The organism is Brevibacillus sp. MER 51, assembly GCF_023714195.1.
GTDB lineage: Bacteria > Bacillota > Bacilli > Brevibacillales > Brevibacillaceae > Brevibacillus.
Map to the genome: position 1 here is coordinate 131,845 of NZ_JAMAUS010000009.1, position 14,550 is coordinate 146,394.

General features: G+C 47.4%; 13 protein-coding genes. 5 read left to right on the forward strand and 8 right to left on the reverse strand.

Features of this window, described 5'->3' with window-relative positions; genetic code table 11:
- Positions 1–25: 25 nt before the first annotated feature.
- Positions 26–1,180 (reverse strand): HesA/MoeB/ThiF family protein, encoded by a 1,155-nt coding sequence (locus tag M3630_RS19820; RefSeq protein ID WP_251253232.1) that lies wholly within the window; start codon positions 1,178–1,180, stop codon positions 26–28.
- A gap of 498 nt (positions 1,181–1,678) precedes the next feature.
- On the opposite strand from M3630_RS19820, the gene M3630_RS19825 reads away from it, so the two are divergent.
- Positions 1,679–2,236, forward strand: coding sequence for an RNA polymerase sigma factor (locus tag M3630_RS19825; RefSeq protein ID WP_251253233.1), 558 nt, complete (start codon positions 1,679–1,681; stop codon positions 2,234–2,236).
- Positions 2,233–3,942 carry a DUF4179 domain-containing protein gene (locus M3630_RS19830; RefSeq protein ID WP_251253234.1) on the forward strand — a complete coding sequence of 570 codons (1,710 nt, stop codon included), beginning with the start codon at positions 2,233–2,235 and terminating at the stop codon, positions 3,940–3,942. Before M3630_RS19825 ends, M3630_RS19830 begins: the two co-directional genes overlap by 4 nt.
- A gap of 61 nt (positions 3,943–4,003) precedes the next feature.
- Here M3630_RS19830 and pcrB read toward each other — a convergent pair whose 3' ends face one another.
- The 3 genes from pcrB to M3630_RS19845 form a co-directional block, all read right to left on the reverse strand.
- Complete coding sequence (gene pcrB, locus M3630_RS19835) at positions 4,004–4,699, reverse strand: heptaprenylglyceryl phosphate synthase (protein ID WP_173610628.1); 696 nt, start codon at positions 4,697–4,699, stop codon at positions 4,004–4,006.
- A 17-nt stretch (positions 4,700–4,716) separates the two neighbouring features.
- Positions 4,717–5,007 carry a YerC/YecD family TrpR-related protein gene (locus M3630_RS19840; RefSeq protein WP_007717484.1) on the reverse strand — a complete coding sequence of 97 codons (291 nt, stop codon included), beginning with the start codon at positions 5,005–5,007 and terminating at the stop codon, positions 4,717–4,719.
- A gap of 120 nt (positions 5,008–5,127) precedes the next feature.
- Positions 5,128–6,183 (reverse strand): DUF3048 domain-containing protein, encoded by a 1,056-nt coding sequence (locus M3630_RS19845; protein WP_251253235.1) that lies wholly within the window; start codon positions 6,181–6,183, stop codon positions 5,128–5,130.
- Positions 6,184–6,362: 179 nt separating this feature from the next.
- Between M3630_RS19845 and M3630_RS19850 the strand changes: the two genes are divergently transcribed.
- The 3 genes from M3630_RS19850 to M3630_RS19860 all read left to right on the forward strand — a co-directional run bounded on the left by M3630_RS19850 (position 6,363) and on the right by M3630_RS19860 (position 10,249).
- A complete protein-coding gene (locus tag M3630_RS19850; protein ID WP_173610630.1) occupies positions 6,363–7,064 on the forward strand; it encodes a response regulator transcription factor in 702 nt (233 codons plus the stop codon).
- Positions 7,061–8,470: a sensor histidine kinase gene (locus M3630_RS19855; protein ID WP_251253236.1), complete on the forward strand. Its 1,410-nt coding sequence runs from the start codon at positions 7,061–7,063 to the stop codon at positions 8,468–8,470. The genes M3630_RS19850 and M3630_RS19855 overlap by 4 nt, the downstream gene beginning before the upstream one ends.
- A gap of 279 nt (positions 8,471–8,749) precedes the next feature.
- On the forward strand, positions 8,750–10,249 hold the full coding sequence (locus tag M3630_RS19860; protein ID WP_251253237.1) for an IMP dehydrogenase: 1,500 nt from the start codon (positions 8,750–8,752) through the stop codon (positions 10,247–10,249).
- A gap of 45 nt (positions 10,250–10,294) precedes the next feature.
- Here M3630_RS19860 and M3630_RS19865 read toward each other — a convergent pair whose 3' ends face one another.
- The 4 genes from M3630_RS19865 to M3630_RS19880 all read right to left on the reverse strand — a co-directional run bounded on the left by M3630_RS19865 (position 10,295) and on the right by M3630_RS19880 (position 14,455).
- Entirely contained in the window at positions 10,295–11,386 is a 1,092-nt protein-coding gene (locus M3630_RS19865; RefSeq protein ID WP_251253238.1) for a GerAB/ArcD/ProY family transporter, read from the reverse strand.
- A gap of 36 nt (positions 11,387–11,422) precedes the next feature.
- On the reverse strand, positions 11,423–11,656 hold the full coding sequence (locus M3630_RS19870; RefSeq protein ID WP_173610634.1) for a hypothetical protein: 234 nt from the start codon (positions 11,654–11,656) through the stop codon (positions 11,423–11,425).
- Positions 11,657–11,724: 68 nt separating this feature from the next.
- Positions 11,725–12,927: a Ger(x)C family spore germination protein gene (locus tag M3630_RS19875; protein ID WP_251253239.1), complete on the reverse strand. Its 1,203-nt coding sequence runs from the start codon at positions 12,925–12,927 to the stop codon at positions 11,725–11,727.
- A 16-nt stretch (positions 12,928–12,943) separates the two neighbouring features.
- On the reverse strand, positions 12,944–14,455 hold the full coding sequence (locus tag M3630_RS19880; RefSeq protein ID WP_173610636.1) for a spore germination protein: 1,512 nt from the start codon (positions 14,453–14,455) through the stop codon (positions 12,944–12,946).
- Positions 14,456–14,550: the final 95 nt, after the last annotated feature.

Consider the following 14,550-nt stretch of genomic DNA (forward strand, 5'->3'; position numbering starts at 1 on the left):
CTTCCTCTCTTACAGGAACGATTCCTTACTTTGCGAGCACTTCATTTCTCTTGATATGAAAAATCGGCTCCGTTCCGCTGCCGCTTCCACAAGTCGGACAATCGGCTTCATTTCTCTCCCACTCAAAAAACACGCTCTTCTCCAACGTGTTGAAATCGAAAATGATAAATTTGCCCGCTGATTGGACAGGAGCAATTCCCGTCAAATACCTGATTGCATCGGAAGCCATCATTCCTGTAATCATCATGGTGTTGGGTGCAATGGTGGCGGTAGGCAAAATAAAGTTGGTATCGAGCAGCCTTTGAATCAACTGCGGATAGTCCTCGATCTGCGCAGAACGATGCAAATGCATGCAGTCGATACAGCCTGTCTTGCCCGGTTCTACCATGAAGAACTGACCTTCGATGAGGTTGAATCCCCCGGCAATAAACGGGATTTGCAGCTTGGTGCAGGCATGATTCACCCATCTCTGCAAAAAGAAAAAGGGCTGATCGGCTGCGAGCATCACGAGGTCACTACCGGCAATAACCCGCTCTACGTCTTCGCTGGACGTGATTTGCATCGTCTCCGTTTCAATCAATACCTCAGAATGAAGCCTTCCGATGAAATCACGTGCCGCTTCTACCTTCAAGCGACCAATATCCCTTTCGTTAAAGACCATTTGCCTGTTCAAATTGCTGAGCTCTACTCTATCAAAATCCACGAGCTTGATATGCTGGATTCCCGCTCCTACCAGATTGACCAGTAGCGTAGAGCCAAAGGCACCCATTCCTAAGATCGTCACTTTTTTTCTGCTTAGCAGTTCCTGTAGCTCACTTGGACTTTGATTGAGATCGGTAAACAAGGAGAAGTAGCGGATATTTGCTTTATATCTTTCCTTTTGTTCCGAAGTCAAAACGGAAGCCTCTTCTTTTGCCTGATCCATTAGGAAGCCCAATCCACTCAGTGATTCCACTGCTTCCACTATTTCTTCATACGTAATTTCAGGGTATTCCACAGCCAATAATGTATGTATTTCACCGACAGTACGAGTGCCATCCATCAGTTTGATCATCTTGCGGATGGACCCATTCTCGTCTTCCAATTCGAATGTATAGCCAGGAGCCTCTCCCAAGCGGAGCATCTGCTCTGTCACTTCATAGACGGGATGCACCGGTTTAAACAAAGGACGACGTTCCATAAAAACACCTCCCAATAGTATGTTCGCTAACCCGGCTCGTTTTAGATGAAAAAAGGGAATAGCTCGTGTGCTATTCCCCCTCTTCTTAAGAGAATTAAGCTGCTACTGCAGTAGTGCGAACGCTTTCAACTTTTTTCGCTTGGATTTTCATGGATAGTTCCTCCTCTCTATGATTGAAAATTAAGACAACTTCATTATATTTCATGAATTTACAGAAATCTACAAATATTAGCAAAAAATTATATATTTTGGTAATATTCGACTATTTATTTCGTAAGCAATAGTATTTTCCTTCCATTTTCTATTAAAAATCTTATAATTCCTTCTTTTTGGAAAAAATTTTCTATTATTTTTGGAAAATTGCCCTTATTTTGGGACACTTTCCTTTTGGGATTCGTAGTAATAGGATGTACTAGGAAATTTTCACCAAGATCACTTTTGTTTGAACAAAAAAGGAAAAGCTGCGCAGCGAGCCTTTTTTGCTTAGGAGGAGCAATAATGGAGGAAGATCGAGTGATCATCGGACGGGTCTTGCAAGGAAACAAAGACGCCTACTCCGAGATCATTGCCAGATACCACGGAAAAGTGAGTACCATTCTTCGCAAGATGTTGGGACATACACCGGATGCACAAGATATCGTGCAGGAAATTTTCATCAAGACGTACTACCATTTACCAGAATATAAGACAAGCTACGATTTTTCTGCATGGTTGTACCGGATAGCGGCCAACCACTGTCTGGACGAGCTACGTAAACGTAAACGCAAGCTTGCGCTCAGCTCGAACGAAGAGATAGAGCCAGTGGATAGCCACACGCCGGAGATTGCCTTTCTGAATAAGGAGGGGCAGCGCTTGTTGCGTCAAAGGATGATGTCCGTCGAAGAAAAGTATCGGATCGTCCTCGAAATGCGCTACTTCGAATCATTGAGTTGTGAAGAAATCAGTCATCGACTGTCGATTCCGTCGAGTACTGTGCGGACGCGCCTGTCTCGTGGAAAGGACAAACTAAGGGAAGCCATTGGGCATGCAGGGCAAGGGGGGGACTTTCATCTATGAAATGCTTAGATAAAGGACAAATTGCTTTGTATCTATACGATCTTCTTGAACCAGAGGAAGCCGAGGTCATAGCAGCCCATTTGGAAGAGTGCCCTCATTGTCAATTGAAGTTGAAGTATGAGCTGAACGAGCTGGAAGATCCAGAGGAATCGCTAGCAACAGATGAGCCATCCCATGCTGTCATCCATGCCATTATGGCGAATCTGCCCCCTTACCCTATACACGTTCTGAAACGCTCAGAGAGACAAAACATACAGAAGAAAATTGATTGGAAGAAAAGGAGTCTGGATATCGTGAAAAAAGCAACCATCGCCGTCGCAGGAATGGCAGCAGTCGTCTATTTTGGAACACTGACTTCACCATCCTTTGCGACTTATGTAAATAACTTGTATGCCTCTACCATAAAATCAGATCCGCAGCAGACAGAGAGTAGCTTGTTTTCAGCAGAAGCGTCCGAGGACGCCCTCATCCAGCGTGGACTTGAAAGAGGATATAACAAGAAGCTTGATTTGAAAGCCGTCGACAACGGAATGACGCTGGAAGTAAAAGAAGTTATGGCAGATACGAGGGATGTCCGAATTATTTTCGGCTTCAAGGATAAGAATGGCAAGCAGCTTGAAAAGTTGTTCCGGAATTTGCCAGTGGGGGATGAAGATAAACTGAACGAAACCTATGAAATAAAAATCACAGACGAAGAGGGAAACGTTCTTGAGACAATTGATAAGTACCATCTTAAATATAACAAGAAGGAAAGCATCGGGGAAAAAGATGAGTACTTGATGGTCAGCCGACCGATTAGCCGATACTTTACAGATGTCAGCAAGATTCCTGACAAACTAAACATCGAGCTTCGCATCAAGAAGCTGGACAAAGTTGACGGAAATTGGAGCGTGACCATCCCTGTTGATATTTCCAAAGCCAAAAAGGAAACGAGAATTGTTACGATTAACGAGCATTTTACCGCTCCCAATGGCGAAGTGATTAATCTGAAGCAAGTGATGGTGACACCTGGCCAAACTGAATTCGTTATCGAGAATATGGAAGGAAGCGGTAGTTCCCCATCCTTAACTTATGAAGTGGTGGACGATAAGGGGGCTGTACTCGCAGCTTGGAGCACTCTGGACCTAGTGAGTGAATTTGGGGAAGAGCCGAATCCATTTTTCAAAAATGTAAGCAGGGAATATTTCGTTCGTGCAACCGATGACAAAAATATTTACTTCATCACCTTTCATTCCTTGCCAACGGATAAAAATCTAACCTTTAGAGTCGGTGATAATTACGATCAGCTGCCTTCGAATTTTAAGCAAAAGCTGTCCATTGAGACACTAAAAACCACTCCTGTAACGATAAAGCATGAAGGAAGCACACTAACCTTCTCAAACTTTGCTTCAGAAGAGATAACGAAAACAAACCCAATTACTTCTGAAAAACACAAAAAGCTGCGTAGTACCATACAGCTAGAGGCAACTTTGGCACCGGGTGTGATCTTTTTAGACTCCTGGGAGGGTGCTGATGACAAGGGCAAAGAATACGATTTTAATTTCATAGGCTCTACAACAAAAGACAAAAAAGGGAATTTTATCATGAAAGGTACACTCGTAGATGAGATGGACGTCATCCCAAAAGAGTTGACGCTTTCGATCGAGGAACAAGTGAACGGAGCAAAAGATATGGATTGGAGCGTAGCACTTCCACTGAAGAACTAACGCAAAAATAAAACCACCCTCCCAATGAAACTGTAACAGCTCATGGGAGTGGTGGTCTCTTTTAGTTTTGGGTTCCTTTTACAGCCTTCACAGTAGAAAGCGCAGCAGCGAGATCATCATAAACGACATTCCCTACAACAACCGTATTAGCAATCGCAGCCATTTCAGCCGCTTGCTCCGAGTTACGAATCCCGCCGCCATAAAAGAGGTGGGCTTCGCCCGCGCCTGCCTTGGCTGCCTTTACGATTGCCGGATCGCCGTATGTACCGCTGTACTCCATGTAGACAATCGGCAAACGACAAATGTTCGTCGCTACCTGCGCGTACGCTTTGGCCTGCGAGGCATCCGCAATCGGACGTGCTTTCGTCAGCTGTGCTACGCCCGCGTCTGGATTAGCGATGATATATCCTTCTGTAATGATCTCATCCCAATGAATATAAGCGCCAAACGCTTGAAGCCCCGATACATGTGGAGCAAAAATCCAGTCTGGATCGCCAGCGTTCAATACGAGCGGGATCAAGTACGAATCAAATCCCGGCACAACTGCATCCAGCGAGGAAATCTCCAGGACAGCCGGTACTGCGTAACGACGCAATCGCGACATCAATTCGAGCGTATTGTCATAAGTCACACCGTACGTGCCGCCCACAATGATCGCATCTGTTCCGGACTCGCAAATCGCCTCCAAGGCCTCGTCATCGATTGTTTTATCCGGGTCTAGTTTAAATGTATGGCGCCAGCCACGATAGTCAATCAACGTTGCCTGCCTCCTAGCTATTTTCCGATCCGCTCAAGCGCCATCTGATATCCGTCATTTCCATAGTTCAAACAGCGTTTGACGCGGGAAATAGTCGCCGTACTTGCGCCGGTCTCTGCTTCAATTTGATTGTAAGTAAAGCCTTTGCGGAGCATTCTCGCCACTTCCAGGCGCTGTGCGAGCGACTGCATTTCGTTCACTGTGCACAGATCGTCAAAAAATTGATAGCACTCTTCCATTGTTTCCAGGGAAAGAACAGCTTCAAACAATTGCTCGAGCCCTTTTCCTTTTAATTTTTCCAATTGCATGTCTGTCACCTCTGTTATATAGTCCGTCTTTTCGAGCGGTTTCTCACTGTACAATTTTTAAGCACTAAAGCTTCAACAATTATCTTAGAAGAAACCGCCTTCATCCGCAACCCCTAATCCTTACTGGAACTTGAGGGACTTCGACAGACCCGGTGTGTTCGACAATATGGACACCCAAGTATTCCCGGGCAAAAGCGGTACTTCTTGCGTCAAAGCCGCATCCTCATAGGCACGGATGACTCCATTGCTTCGCTTCCATTTGATCTTGCGCGCTTTTCCTTGCTGGAACAAATAACCGTCCCCCGGACCGATTACATCGACTGAAAGACGCCCTTCTTTATCCAGCACGCGGTGTTTGGCTGAGATGACCAACAGATTGGTCGTGGACAACTGTTTCTTGTCGCTCAAGTCCAAATGCGGCTTGCCTGCCGTGAAGCGCATGTATTTCTTTTGCTCGGCATCATATGTAAAAGCAGCTTTATTCAATGAGTGGAAGGTCAGATCCACCTGTGTAGCAGGCTCGCCTTCCTTGATCTCGGCATTCTCCGGCAAGAACGTGAAGTGAGGTACCTCTGCCGTTTGACGCATCCCTTTATCCTGCATCGCTTTTTCCAGGAGCTCTGGCTTGGTGTACAGGTTATGTGGCGCTTTGCGGAATTTTTCTCGCCAAAAGTATTGACCGTTCGGGATTTCATCCAGATGACTGAGGTCTTTTCGCGCCAAGGTTTCCAGCGCATCCGGACTGCCTCCCGCGTGAACGAGGACCGCATCAAAACCAGTCCCGATCTGGATAAAATAAGGGCGGATACTGCGGACAGGTCCGATTATTTCCGGTTTTTGGCTTTGGAAAATCGCAAGAAAGCGGGTCATTTCCCCTTCTGACAATACCTCATAAATCATGTCTGCTTTGTTGATGCCTGTTTGTGGACGTGCGAGTGGAGCGTTGTTGATCATCACCATGATCGGGCGTTTGCTCCCCAGGTTTTCGTGACTGCCAAGTCCTGTCATCGGTGCCTTATACGCATATTCGATGGGCTGATTCGTTTCCGGTGGCGTTTGCACAATCGGATCAGGTATCTGTGGACTAGGCTGGGTGTCCACTGGCTTTTGACCGCAAGCCGTCGTTAAGAGCATGAAGGCTAGTACCATGAGAGACGATTTGACTGTTCGTTTCATATGAATCGCTCCTTTCCATCTCTCGTTGTCTTTTTTTCCCTGTTTCTTTTTCCAGAAGGATACATGGGAATCCTGCTTCCACACGTTTTCCACGATTCTCATACGTCCATGCCACACATCTCTTTTCGGGCTATGCTACAATACTGATATAAAACAGATGCAAAGCGAGGCCGAAAGCTATGAATACCCCCTACCTCGTCTATCTGGTGGACGATGAAACGAACCTGTTGGAGCTCTTGCAGTCGTATTTGCAAAGTGCCGGATTGCAGGTGAAAGCGTTTTCTAGCGGCAAGGACGTCTTGCCGTTACTTGATCAAGAAACACAGCCACATTTGTGGATATTGGACATCATGATGCCCGACATCGACGGCTATGAGCTCTTGCGTCTTATCCGCGAAAAGTCGAATGTACCCATCATCTTCATCTCCGCTCGCGATCAGGATGTCGATAAAATCATCGGACTGGAACTAGGCAGCGACGACTACTTGGCGAAGCCATTTCTCCCTCGCGAACTGGTCATCCGCGCGAAAAAGCTGCTCCAGCGTACCTATGAGAAGCCTGGTGCCGCTGCTTCCTCTACCCAAACTTTCCAAGATTGGGTAACGGTCGATCCTTATATCATCTCAGAAAAAGGCAGACAAGTAAAAGAAGGCGACGAGCTCATTGATTTAACCACCAAAGAATTCGAGCTCATCATCTACCTATTGCACAATCAAGGTCTGGCCTTGAATCGTGAGCAGATTCTAACCTCCATCTGGGGGGAAGACTACATCGGCTCAGACAGGGCTGTCGATGACTTGGTCAAGCGCATCCGCAAGAAAATGCCCAAGTTTCCATTGGAGACGGTCTATGGCTTCGGCTACCGAATGACGCGTATATGAGCAAATTCCGGCTAAAAAACCTGCCGATTTCCAGGCAAATCCTTATTTTGTTCATGATCCTGACGAGCGTCCTCGGGGTTGGCCTTGGCATCGGGTATCCGATGGCTGTCAAACAGTATCTGGTGTCCAACACTTACTCGCTCTTGGAAGAAGAGTTTAACACCTTATCGCAGCATATCTCCTTCAATGAGCATAATGAGCTGCTGCCTGTTCCGGCTGCGGCCCCTTACTTTTTACAGCTCTTGCTCCAGCGCTATGAGTACTCCTTTGATATGATCGTCTATGCTGAGAACGGACGAGAGCTGGGCAGCCGAAGCAATGGCCGCATTCCGTATGAGGATGCCAGGGAGTTGTTCCAGCAAGCCGCCTCGTACCCAAGCAACAAGCTCCAGCATGGTTCGCTGGACCGTGGAGCCGAGAACTATTTGTTTGTCAGCAAAAAAATGGATTACCACGGCTTCCCCTACTACATGGTGCTCTTCTCCAAGGAGCAGGAGCTCAACCAGATCAATTCGATTTTGACTCGTCAGTTTTTGCTGGTGTTTGGTCTGCTGCTGCTCGTAAGCTGGCTTTTGGCCGTGTGGTTTAGCGGGTATTTGAGCAGACCGCTCCGCACACTGGAGGAGCTGTGCAAAAAGATCGCTCGTCGGCAGTTTGATATCCCGCTTGCGATGGATCGCGGGGACGAGATCGGACAGCTCGCCCGCTCATTCGATATGATGAAAAACCAACTGAAGGAATACGACGAGTCGCAGCAGCATTTTGTCCAAAATATTTCCCATGAGCTCAAAACACCGATCATGGCGATTCAAGGATACACGCAAGGACTCATCGAAGGCGTCTTTCAAGGCCCGCAGGCAGAAAAAGGGCTTTCCATCATCATGGAGGAGAGCAAGCGCCTCGAAAAGGTTGTCGGTCAGCTCTTGTATATCACGAAGATCGAGTCTGTCTCTCAAATGATGCAAGTCGACCGGGTCGACCTGTCAGAGATGATGCACCTGTTGAAGCAACGGCTCTCTGTGCTCAATCCACAAATCGAGTGGGAGTTAAATCTGGCAGACGACTTGATCGTGGAGGGAGACGGCGAGCAATTGAGCACTGCGTTAGTCAATATCATGGAAAATCAACTGCGCTACGCCAAAAGCCGACTAACCATCACAGGGAGACATGCAGGAAAAAGCGTCGTCGTCACGATTTCCAATGATGGCCCCCCCATTGAGGAGGCGCTGCTGCCGAATTTGTTCCAGCGTTTCCGCAAAGGAAAGTCGGGCAAGCATGGACTTGGACTCGCGATTGCCCGTGCCGTATTGGAAGCACATAAGGGGACGATTGATGCCCGCAACGATCCAGATGGGCCTTGCTTTACGATGATCGTACCTGTTGAGTTTAAAGGCAGATTGAACTGATAAGAGGGGGCTTTGTCCTCTCTTTTCTATTCTAAAGGAGACATTCGATAAAAGCGCAGGAAGATACCGTGACAAATCTGAGCTTCTCATCGTTCCCGATTTCTACATAGGCTTCGTCAAAGACATGAAAGCCTGTGTTCACAATTTTAGTAAAGAAATTACTCCTGCTAACGATTCCCTATTGACGTTGTCGAACTTCGCGGTTACCATGGTAAAAATTTCTCTAATAAAGAGGCAGTTCAAAAAATGGAGACTAACTTCACCTAGGAGGAGAGAATCGTGGCTTTTTATTACACAGAACCATCTCGGACGTTTAATGAGTTTTTGCTGTTGCCAAATCTCACCACAAAAGAATGCACACCGAATAATGTAGACTTATCCACTCCGATTACTAAGTATAAAAAAGGTGAAAAGCCTGCCATCTCACTAAACATACCGTTCTCATCCGCAGTCATGCAAGCAGTTTCCGACCATCATATGGCGGTCGCATTGGCTAGATGTGGCGGTATTTCGTTTATTTTTGGCTCCCAATCCATCGAGAGCCAAGCGACCATGGTTCGCAAAGCAAAGGGCTACAAGGCTGGTTTCGTCGTTAGCCGCTCCAACCTGACACCAAGCCATACGCTGAAAGACATTTTGGAATTGAAAGAGGCGACAGGCCACTCCACCGTTGCCATTACGGAAGACGGTACGGCAAAAGGCAAGCTGCTCGGAATTGTAACGGGTCGCGACTATCGCATCAGCCGTGACTCTCAGGACAAACTCGTCAGCGACATCATGACACCATTCTCGAAGCTGATCTATGGCAAATCCGGCATCACGCTTTCCGAAGCCAACGACCTGATCTGGGAGCACAAGCTCAACTGCTTGCCAATCGTAGACGAAAACCAAAATCTCGACTTCCTTGTTTTCCGCAAGGACTACGATTCCCGCAAAAACAATCCACTGTCCCTCTTGGACGCGAACAAGAGCTATATCGTAGGTGCCGGTATCAATACAAAGGACTACAAAGAGCGCGTCCCTGCGTTGGTGGAAGCAGGCGTAGATATTCTGGTCATCGACTCCTCCGACGGCTTCAGCGAATGGCAGCGTGAGACGGTTCAATATGTAAAAGAAAACTTCAATGTTCCGATCGGTGCAGGGAACGTCGTCGATAAGGAAGGCTTCCGCTACCTCGTGGAATCTGGCGCAGATTTCATCAAAGTAGGGATTGGCGGCGGCTCCATCTGCATTACCCGCGAACAAAAGGGAATCGGACGTGGCCAAGCCTCTTCCCTGATTGAAGTGGCAGCAGCTCGCGACGAATACTTCAAGGAAACAGGCATTTACGTTCCACTCTGCTCCGATGGCGGAATCGTACACGACTACCACGTGACACTGGCTTTGGCTATGGGTGCAGACTTTGTCATGCTGGGCCGTTACTTCGCTCGCTTCGACGAAAGCCCGACCAAAAAAGTGAAGATCGGCAACAACTTCGTGAAAGAATACTGGGGAGAAGGCTCCAACCGCGCTCGCAACTGGCAACGCTACGACACTGGCGGCAAAAGCAGTCTCGTCTTTGAAGAAGGCGTAGACTCCTACGTACCATACGCGGGAAGCCTGCGCGAGAACATAGACCGTACCTTGAGCAAAATCAAATCGACCATGTGCAATTGCGGGTCGCTCTCCATCTCAGAGCTTCAGCAAAAAGCTCGGATCACCGTCATCTCTGCTACCAGCTTGGTAGAAGGCGGCGCACATGACGTAATCTTGAAAGAAAGCAGCATGGCTGCAGAGTAAGATAATCGACGCATAATCACAAAAACCAGTCTGCAGCTCACAGTGCTAGCAGGCTGTTTTTTTTCTTAGGGCACCCACACTCAGTAAGAGAACGGGCAAGAACAAACCGTACGTCAAGGAATACGGCATCCAAATTTCTGAAACGAAAGTATCAAAATAAGCGCGGTTAGGCATCGTCGCCAATGCTACCACAATCATGATCATCCCCAGTGGCAGTGTCAATTGGCGGTAATCTCGCAACCCAACTGTATACGCGATTCCACAGCTTGTCGCATAATAGCAAACGGTAATTTTGACAAAGAGCGTGATAAACCAGATGACGGCCATCAACACTTCTATTCGCTCCAAAAAATTACCGATACTGATTTTTTGCGCAAGTGTGTAGCTTGGGTAGGCGAGCAGCACAGTAATATCGGCGCCTAAAACCAAGATTGCCACAGAAGTAATCATCGTCAGGCAGAAATTTGTGAAAAGGATGCCTAAGATATAGGCTTTGGCCGCTCGCGCTGGCCGTTTTACCAAGGGAAACATCACAATCAGAATGACCGTTTCCAGCAAATAACCCATGTATCGGAAGTTCCCCCCGATAATAGGAGCGATTCCATGCGCAAGCACAGGCTTCACATTTTCTATTTTGATCTGGGGGGAGATAAATGCAATCAAGACAAAAAAAAGCAACAGAAAATACGGAAACAACAGCTCACCCACCCTAGAAAAGGCTTCTGGCCCACTGCGGACTCCCATTATGATGATCCCCAAAAAAAGGACAAGAATAATTTCAATCGGGGTCTCCTGCATAATCTGCGTCGTGACAAAATCGCCAATCTCCATCAGCATGAGCGAAGCGTCGATGAAGAAGTAGGTGATGAACAAAACAGCAACCGCTTTCCCCATCCACTTCCCCAATATTTCCTCGCTGTACTGATAGATCGACTTGTTCGGATACCGCATACTCAGCGAAACATACAAGTAGGTTAAAAGAAAGCCTTCCCCCCACCCGATGAGGGCGGAGATCCAGGCATCTTGTTTGGCAGCGGTAGCAGTAAGGGATGGTACGTACAAAATCGCATCACCAATCCCGAAAAGCGCCACGAGTATCATGAATTGCCTTGCGCTAATATGACCGTTGTCTATCAATTCCTCTCGCTCCCCGCCTCGCTGCTGCCTACTGCTTCATTCCACAGTTCCCAAAATGAAGTCGCTGAATGGTTTATAGACAAATGTGATCCAGTCCAACGGGTTCGGAATATTCGCCTTAAGCGATTCGGCTATCCCAAGTCCCGTTCCAACTACAAGCAAAATGAAGAAAACCAGCATTTCCTTTTTCATCGCGTTCCTTCTCAAATAAGGCACCTCAAAGAGGGCAATGAGCAGGCTGATCAGCAAAATCAATATAACGGTCCACATGCTATGCCGTGCACCTACTTTTTCGCAGGATTACCTTTACCATTTCCATGGATGGAAAAAGTTATGCTCTACTCCTTTTTCATGAAAGGAATAAACGAATTGCCCACTTTTCCGGACCGCCTGATCTTCACATCTGTTTTGATCTTCACTTTCAGGTTGGCGAATTGAGAGTCCCAATCCTCTTTCACCTTTTCCCACCCTTTGGGGTCATTTTGGTAGATCGACTGCCCAAATCCAAAAACATCTGATCTGTATTGCTTTTGCGCTTTATGGATGACGCGCAAGGTTTTGTCTCTGATCTGCTTTTCTACGTCAGCTTCCAATTTGTAGATGGTTTTGGGATCGGACAAATCGTTGCTGCATGCTACCTCGCCCACATTGCCTTCTGCGGAAATACTCACTTCCACCTGTGGTTTGCCTTTTTCCACCTTGCCGCTGACAGTTGTTTTGCTTCGGATGATCTCAATGACAATTTTATTGTTTTTATCACAAGGAATTTCTTCAACGGTACTGTCCACTCTGTCTGTGATGTAGCTGAATCCGATACTTTCCTCTTCGTTAAACCACCCCCGTAGCTTGTCCCCTTTGAAGACACCGATTTCGTGGTACCTCAACAGCGATGACTGGCTTTCTTTTTGGGAATTACTACCGGAAGCCCCCATATGTACCTTCCCTTTCAAATTAACGCCTACCAACACTGGCTCGATCCCGTCCCGTAGCAAATCCGCAATAAATTCATCCAATTGAATGGAGACAATCGATCCCCAGGCACTCTCTGCTGTTTCCAAGCTTTTATAGAGCTTCGTCGCCGGGATTTTTTCCAGTGGATCAATCATGCTGAGAATTTGCAGGGCTGTCGCGTCCTTGGCCAAAATGACATAAAAATCAGGCCGGACCTCATGATCGCGAAACAACAAATCCAGCACTTCCTTTGCCCCTTCTTTTGCTATCTGCTCCCCCAAAACCAGCACTTGGATATGGGAAAAGTAAAGCCTTCTCGGGGTTACCGTTGTCATTTTCCGGATTCCCTCAAAAATGCTAGATGCCCGCATGCTGTAAGTCGCAACAGATGATTGGTTCATCCCCCCGCCCTCCTTTGACGCTACCCCTCCCGGATTGACGATTTGGGCGGAAATCACGTACTCTCCGTCAATCTTGTCGATACCAGTTCCCATGACGATTGCCAAATCATTCAATTCTCTGCGGTTCCAGCAGCCTGTCAATAAAACGAGAAGAGTCAGAGCCAGGAAGAACACCCCTTTTTGTTTCATGCCGTCTCCCCCTCGTCTATATTTTACTTTTTCGTTCTCTAACGCTGTTTTTCTGGCGCAAAAAATGAGGACGCGTATGCATCATCCAGATCGGAATCCGAAGCAGCGTATCCTTTTGATCGGCCAGATTCACGGGGGCCAGCGGAGCCATATACGGGACACCAAACGAGCGCAAAGTGCTTAGGTGAATGCACAAGGCGATCATCCCCACAAATATGCCGATAAAACCAAAGCTGGCGGCAAGTGCTATCAAACCAAACCGCAACAGTCGAATCGGAATGGACATGGAAAAGGAAGGGAAGACAAAGCTGGTGATTGCCGTAATGGAAACGACGATGACCGTAGCGGGTGAAACCAGTCCTGCCTGCACAGCCGCTTCCCCCAGCACGAGTGCTCCCACGATGGATATTGCTGATCCAACCGCCCTCGGCATGCGCACTCCTGCCTCTCGCAACATTTCAAAGGTAAACTCCATCAACAGCGCCTCGACTGCAGCAGGGAATGGTACGCCTTCACGCTGGGCTGCTATACTCATGAGCAGGTTGGTTTGCAGCATTTCCTGATGAAAGGTGGTAATCGCAACATAAATGGATGGACCAAGCAAAGCGATAAAGAAAGAAATAAACCGCAAAATGCGCAGGATCCCAAAATCTGCACGCATGTAATAGTCCTCTGGAGACTGGAAGAATTGGACAAAGACAGCTGGTACCAACAAAACCATCGGTGTACCGTCCACCAAAATGGCAACGCGGCCTTCCAGCAGCCCGGCTGCCACCGAGTCTGGACGCTCTGTATTGTAGATGGTCGGAAACGGAGTAAAGGTATGATCCTGAATCATTTCTTCAATGTTCCCGCTCTCCAAAATACCGTCGATCTCGATCTTCCCCAACCGCTCTTTCACTTCTGCCACTACGCTGTCCTGCACGACTCCTTTTATATACATCATGGCGACTTTGGTCTGTGTCATGTCCCCAATCTGCATGGTCTCCAACCAAAGATTGCGATTATTGATCCGCCTGCGCACCAAAGCTGTATTGGTTCGGAGGTTTTCCGAAAACGCTTCTCTGGAACCCCGAACCACCGTTTGCACGGAAGTCTCCTGAACACCACGGTCTTCCCACTGCTTCGTATTTGCGATAAAGCCGTAGGAATATCCATCTACCAAAATAACGGTATCCCCCGTCAATATCGCATCATACAAGTGGTCAAAGTCATAGACCTCTTCCACTCCACCGATCGTCAGCAGGAAATCCTTCATTAGTATCAATGATCTTTCTTTGCACTCGGTTTCCGCAGGGATGTCCATCTTTTTTGCATGGAGCATAAGAGATTCCATGAAGCTGCTAATCATATTTTTATCGACCAGACCCTCGGTGTACAAAATCCCTACCACAACCTGATCGATTGCTTTCAGACGCACTTGCCGCGTCACAAGATCCGTGCTGTTGCCCAGCTCTTTCTTCACCTTTTCCAGATTTTCGTCCAACGAGCAATGAAAAAGCGCAGATTTTTTTTCTGTATCAATCATTTCGAATCACTCTTTTTCCAGTTCGGGATATGTTTACTATCCCTCATGGCTCCGGGGTCTATGCTGAAACGCAAAAAAGCCCCCTATTTTAAGGA

Bases quoted from the DNA above. Each gene is read 5' to 3' on its own strand.
- M3630_RS19875 (WP_251253239.1), bottom strand. From the start codon at position 12,927: ATGAAACAAAAAGGGGTGTTCTTCCTGGCTCTGACTCTTCTCGTTTTA.
- M3630_RS19840 (WP_007717484.1), bottom strand. From the start codon at position 5,007: ATGCAATTGGAAAAATTAAAAGGAAAAGGGCTCGAGCAATTGTTTGAA.
- M3630_RS19850 (WP_173610630.1), top strand. From the start codon at position 6,363: ATGAATACCCCCTACCTCGTCTATCTGGTGGACGATGAAACGAACCTG.
- M3630_RS19880 (WP_173610636.1), bottom strand. From the start codon at position 14,455: ATGATTGATACAGAAAAAAAATCTGCGCTTTTTCATTGCTCGTTGGAC.
- M3630_RS19825 (WP_251253233.1), top strand. From the start codon at position 1,679: ATGGAGGAAGATCGAGTGATCATCGGACGGGTCTTGCAAGGAAACAAA.
- M3630_RS19855 (WP_251253236.1), top strand. From the start codon at position 7,061: ATGAGCAAATTCCGGCTAAAAAACCTGCCGATTTCCAGGCAAATCCTT.
- M3630_RS19820 (WP_251253232.1), bottom strand. From the start codon at position 1,180: ATGGAACGTCGTCCTTTGTTTAAACCGGTGCATCCCGTCTATGAAGTG.
- M3630_RS19870 (WP_173610634.1), bottom strand. From the start codon at position 11,656: ATGTGGACCGTTATATTGATTTTGCTGATCAGCCTGCTCATTGCCCTC.
- M3630_RS19845 (WP_251253235.1), bottom strand. From the start codon at position 6,183: ATGAAACGAACAGTCAAATCGTCTCTCATGGTACTAGCCTTCATGCTC.
- M3630_RS19830 (WP_251253234.1), top strand. From the start codon at position 2,233: ATGAAATGCTTAGATAAAGGACAAATTGCTTTGTATCTATACGATCTT.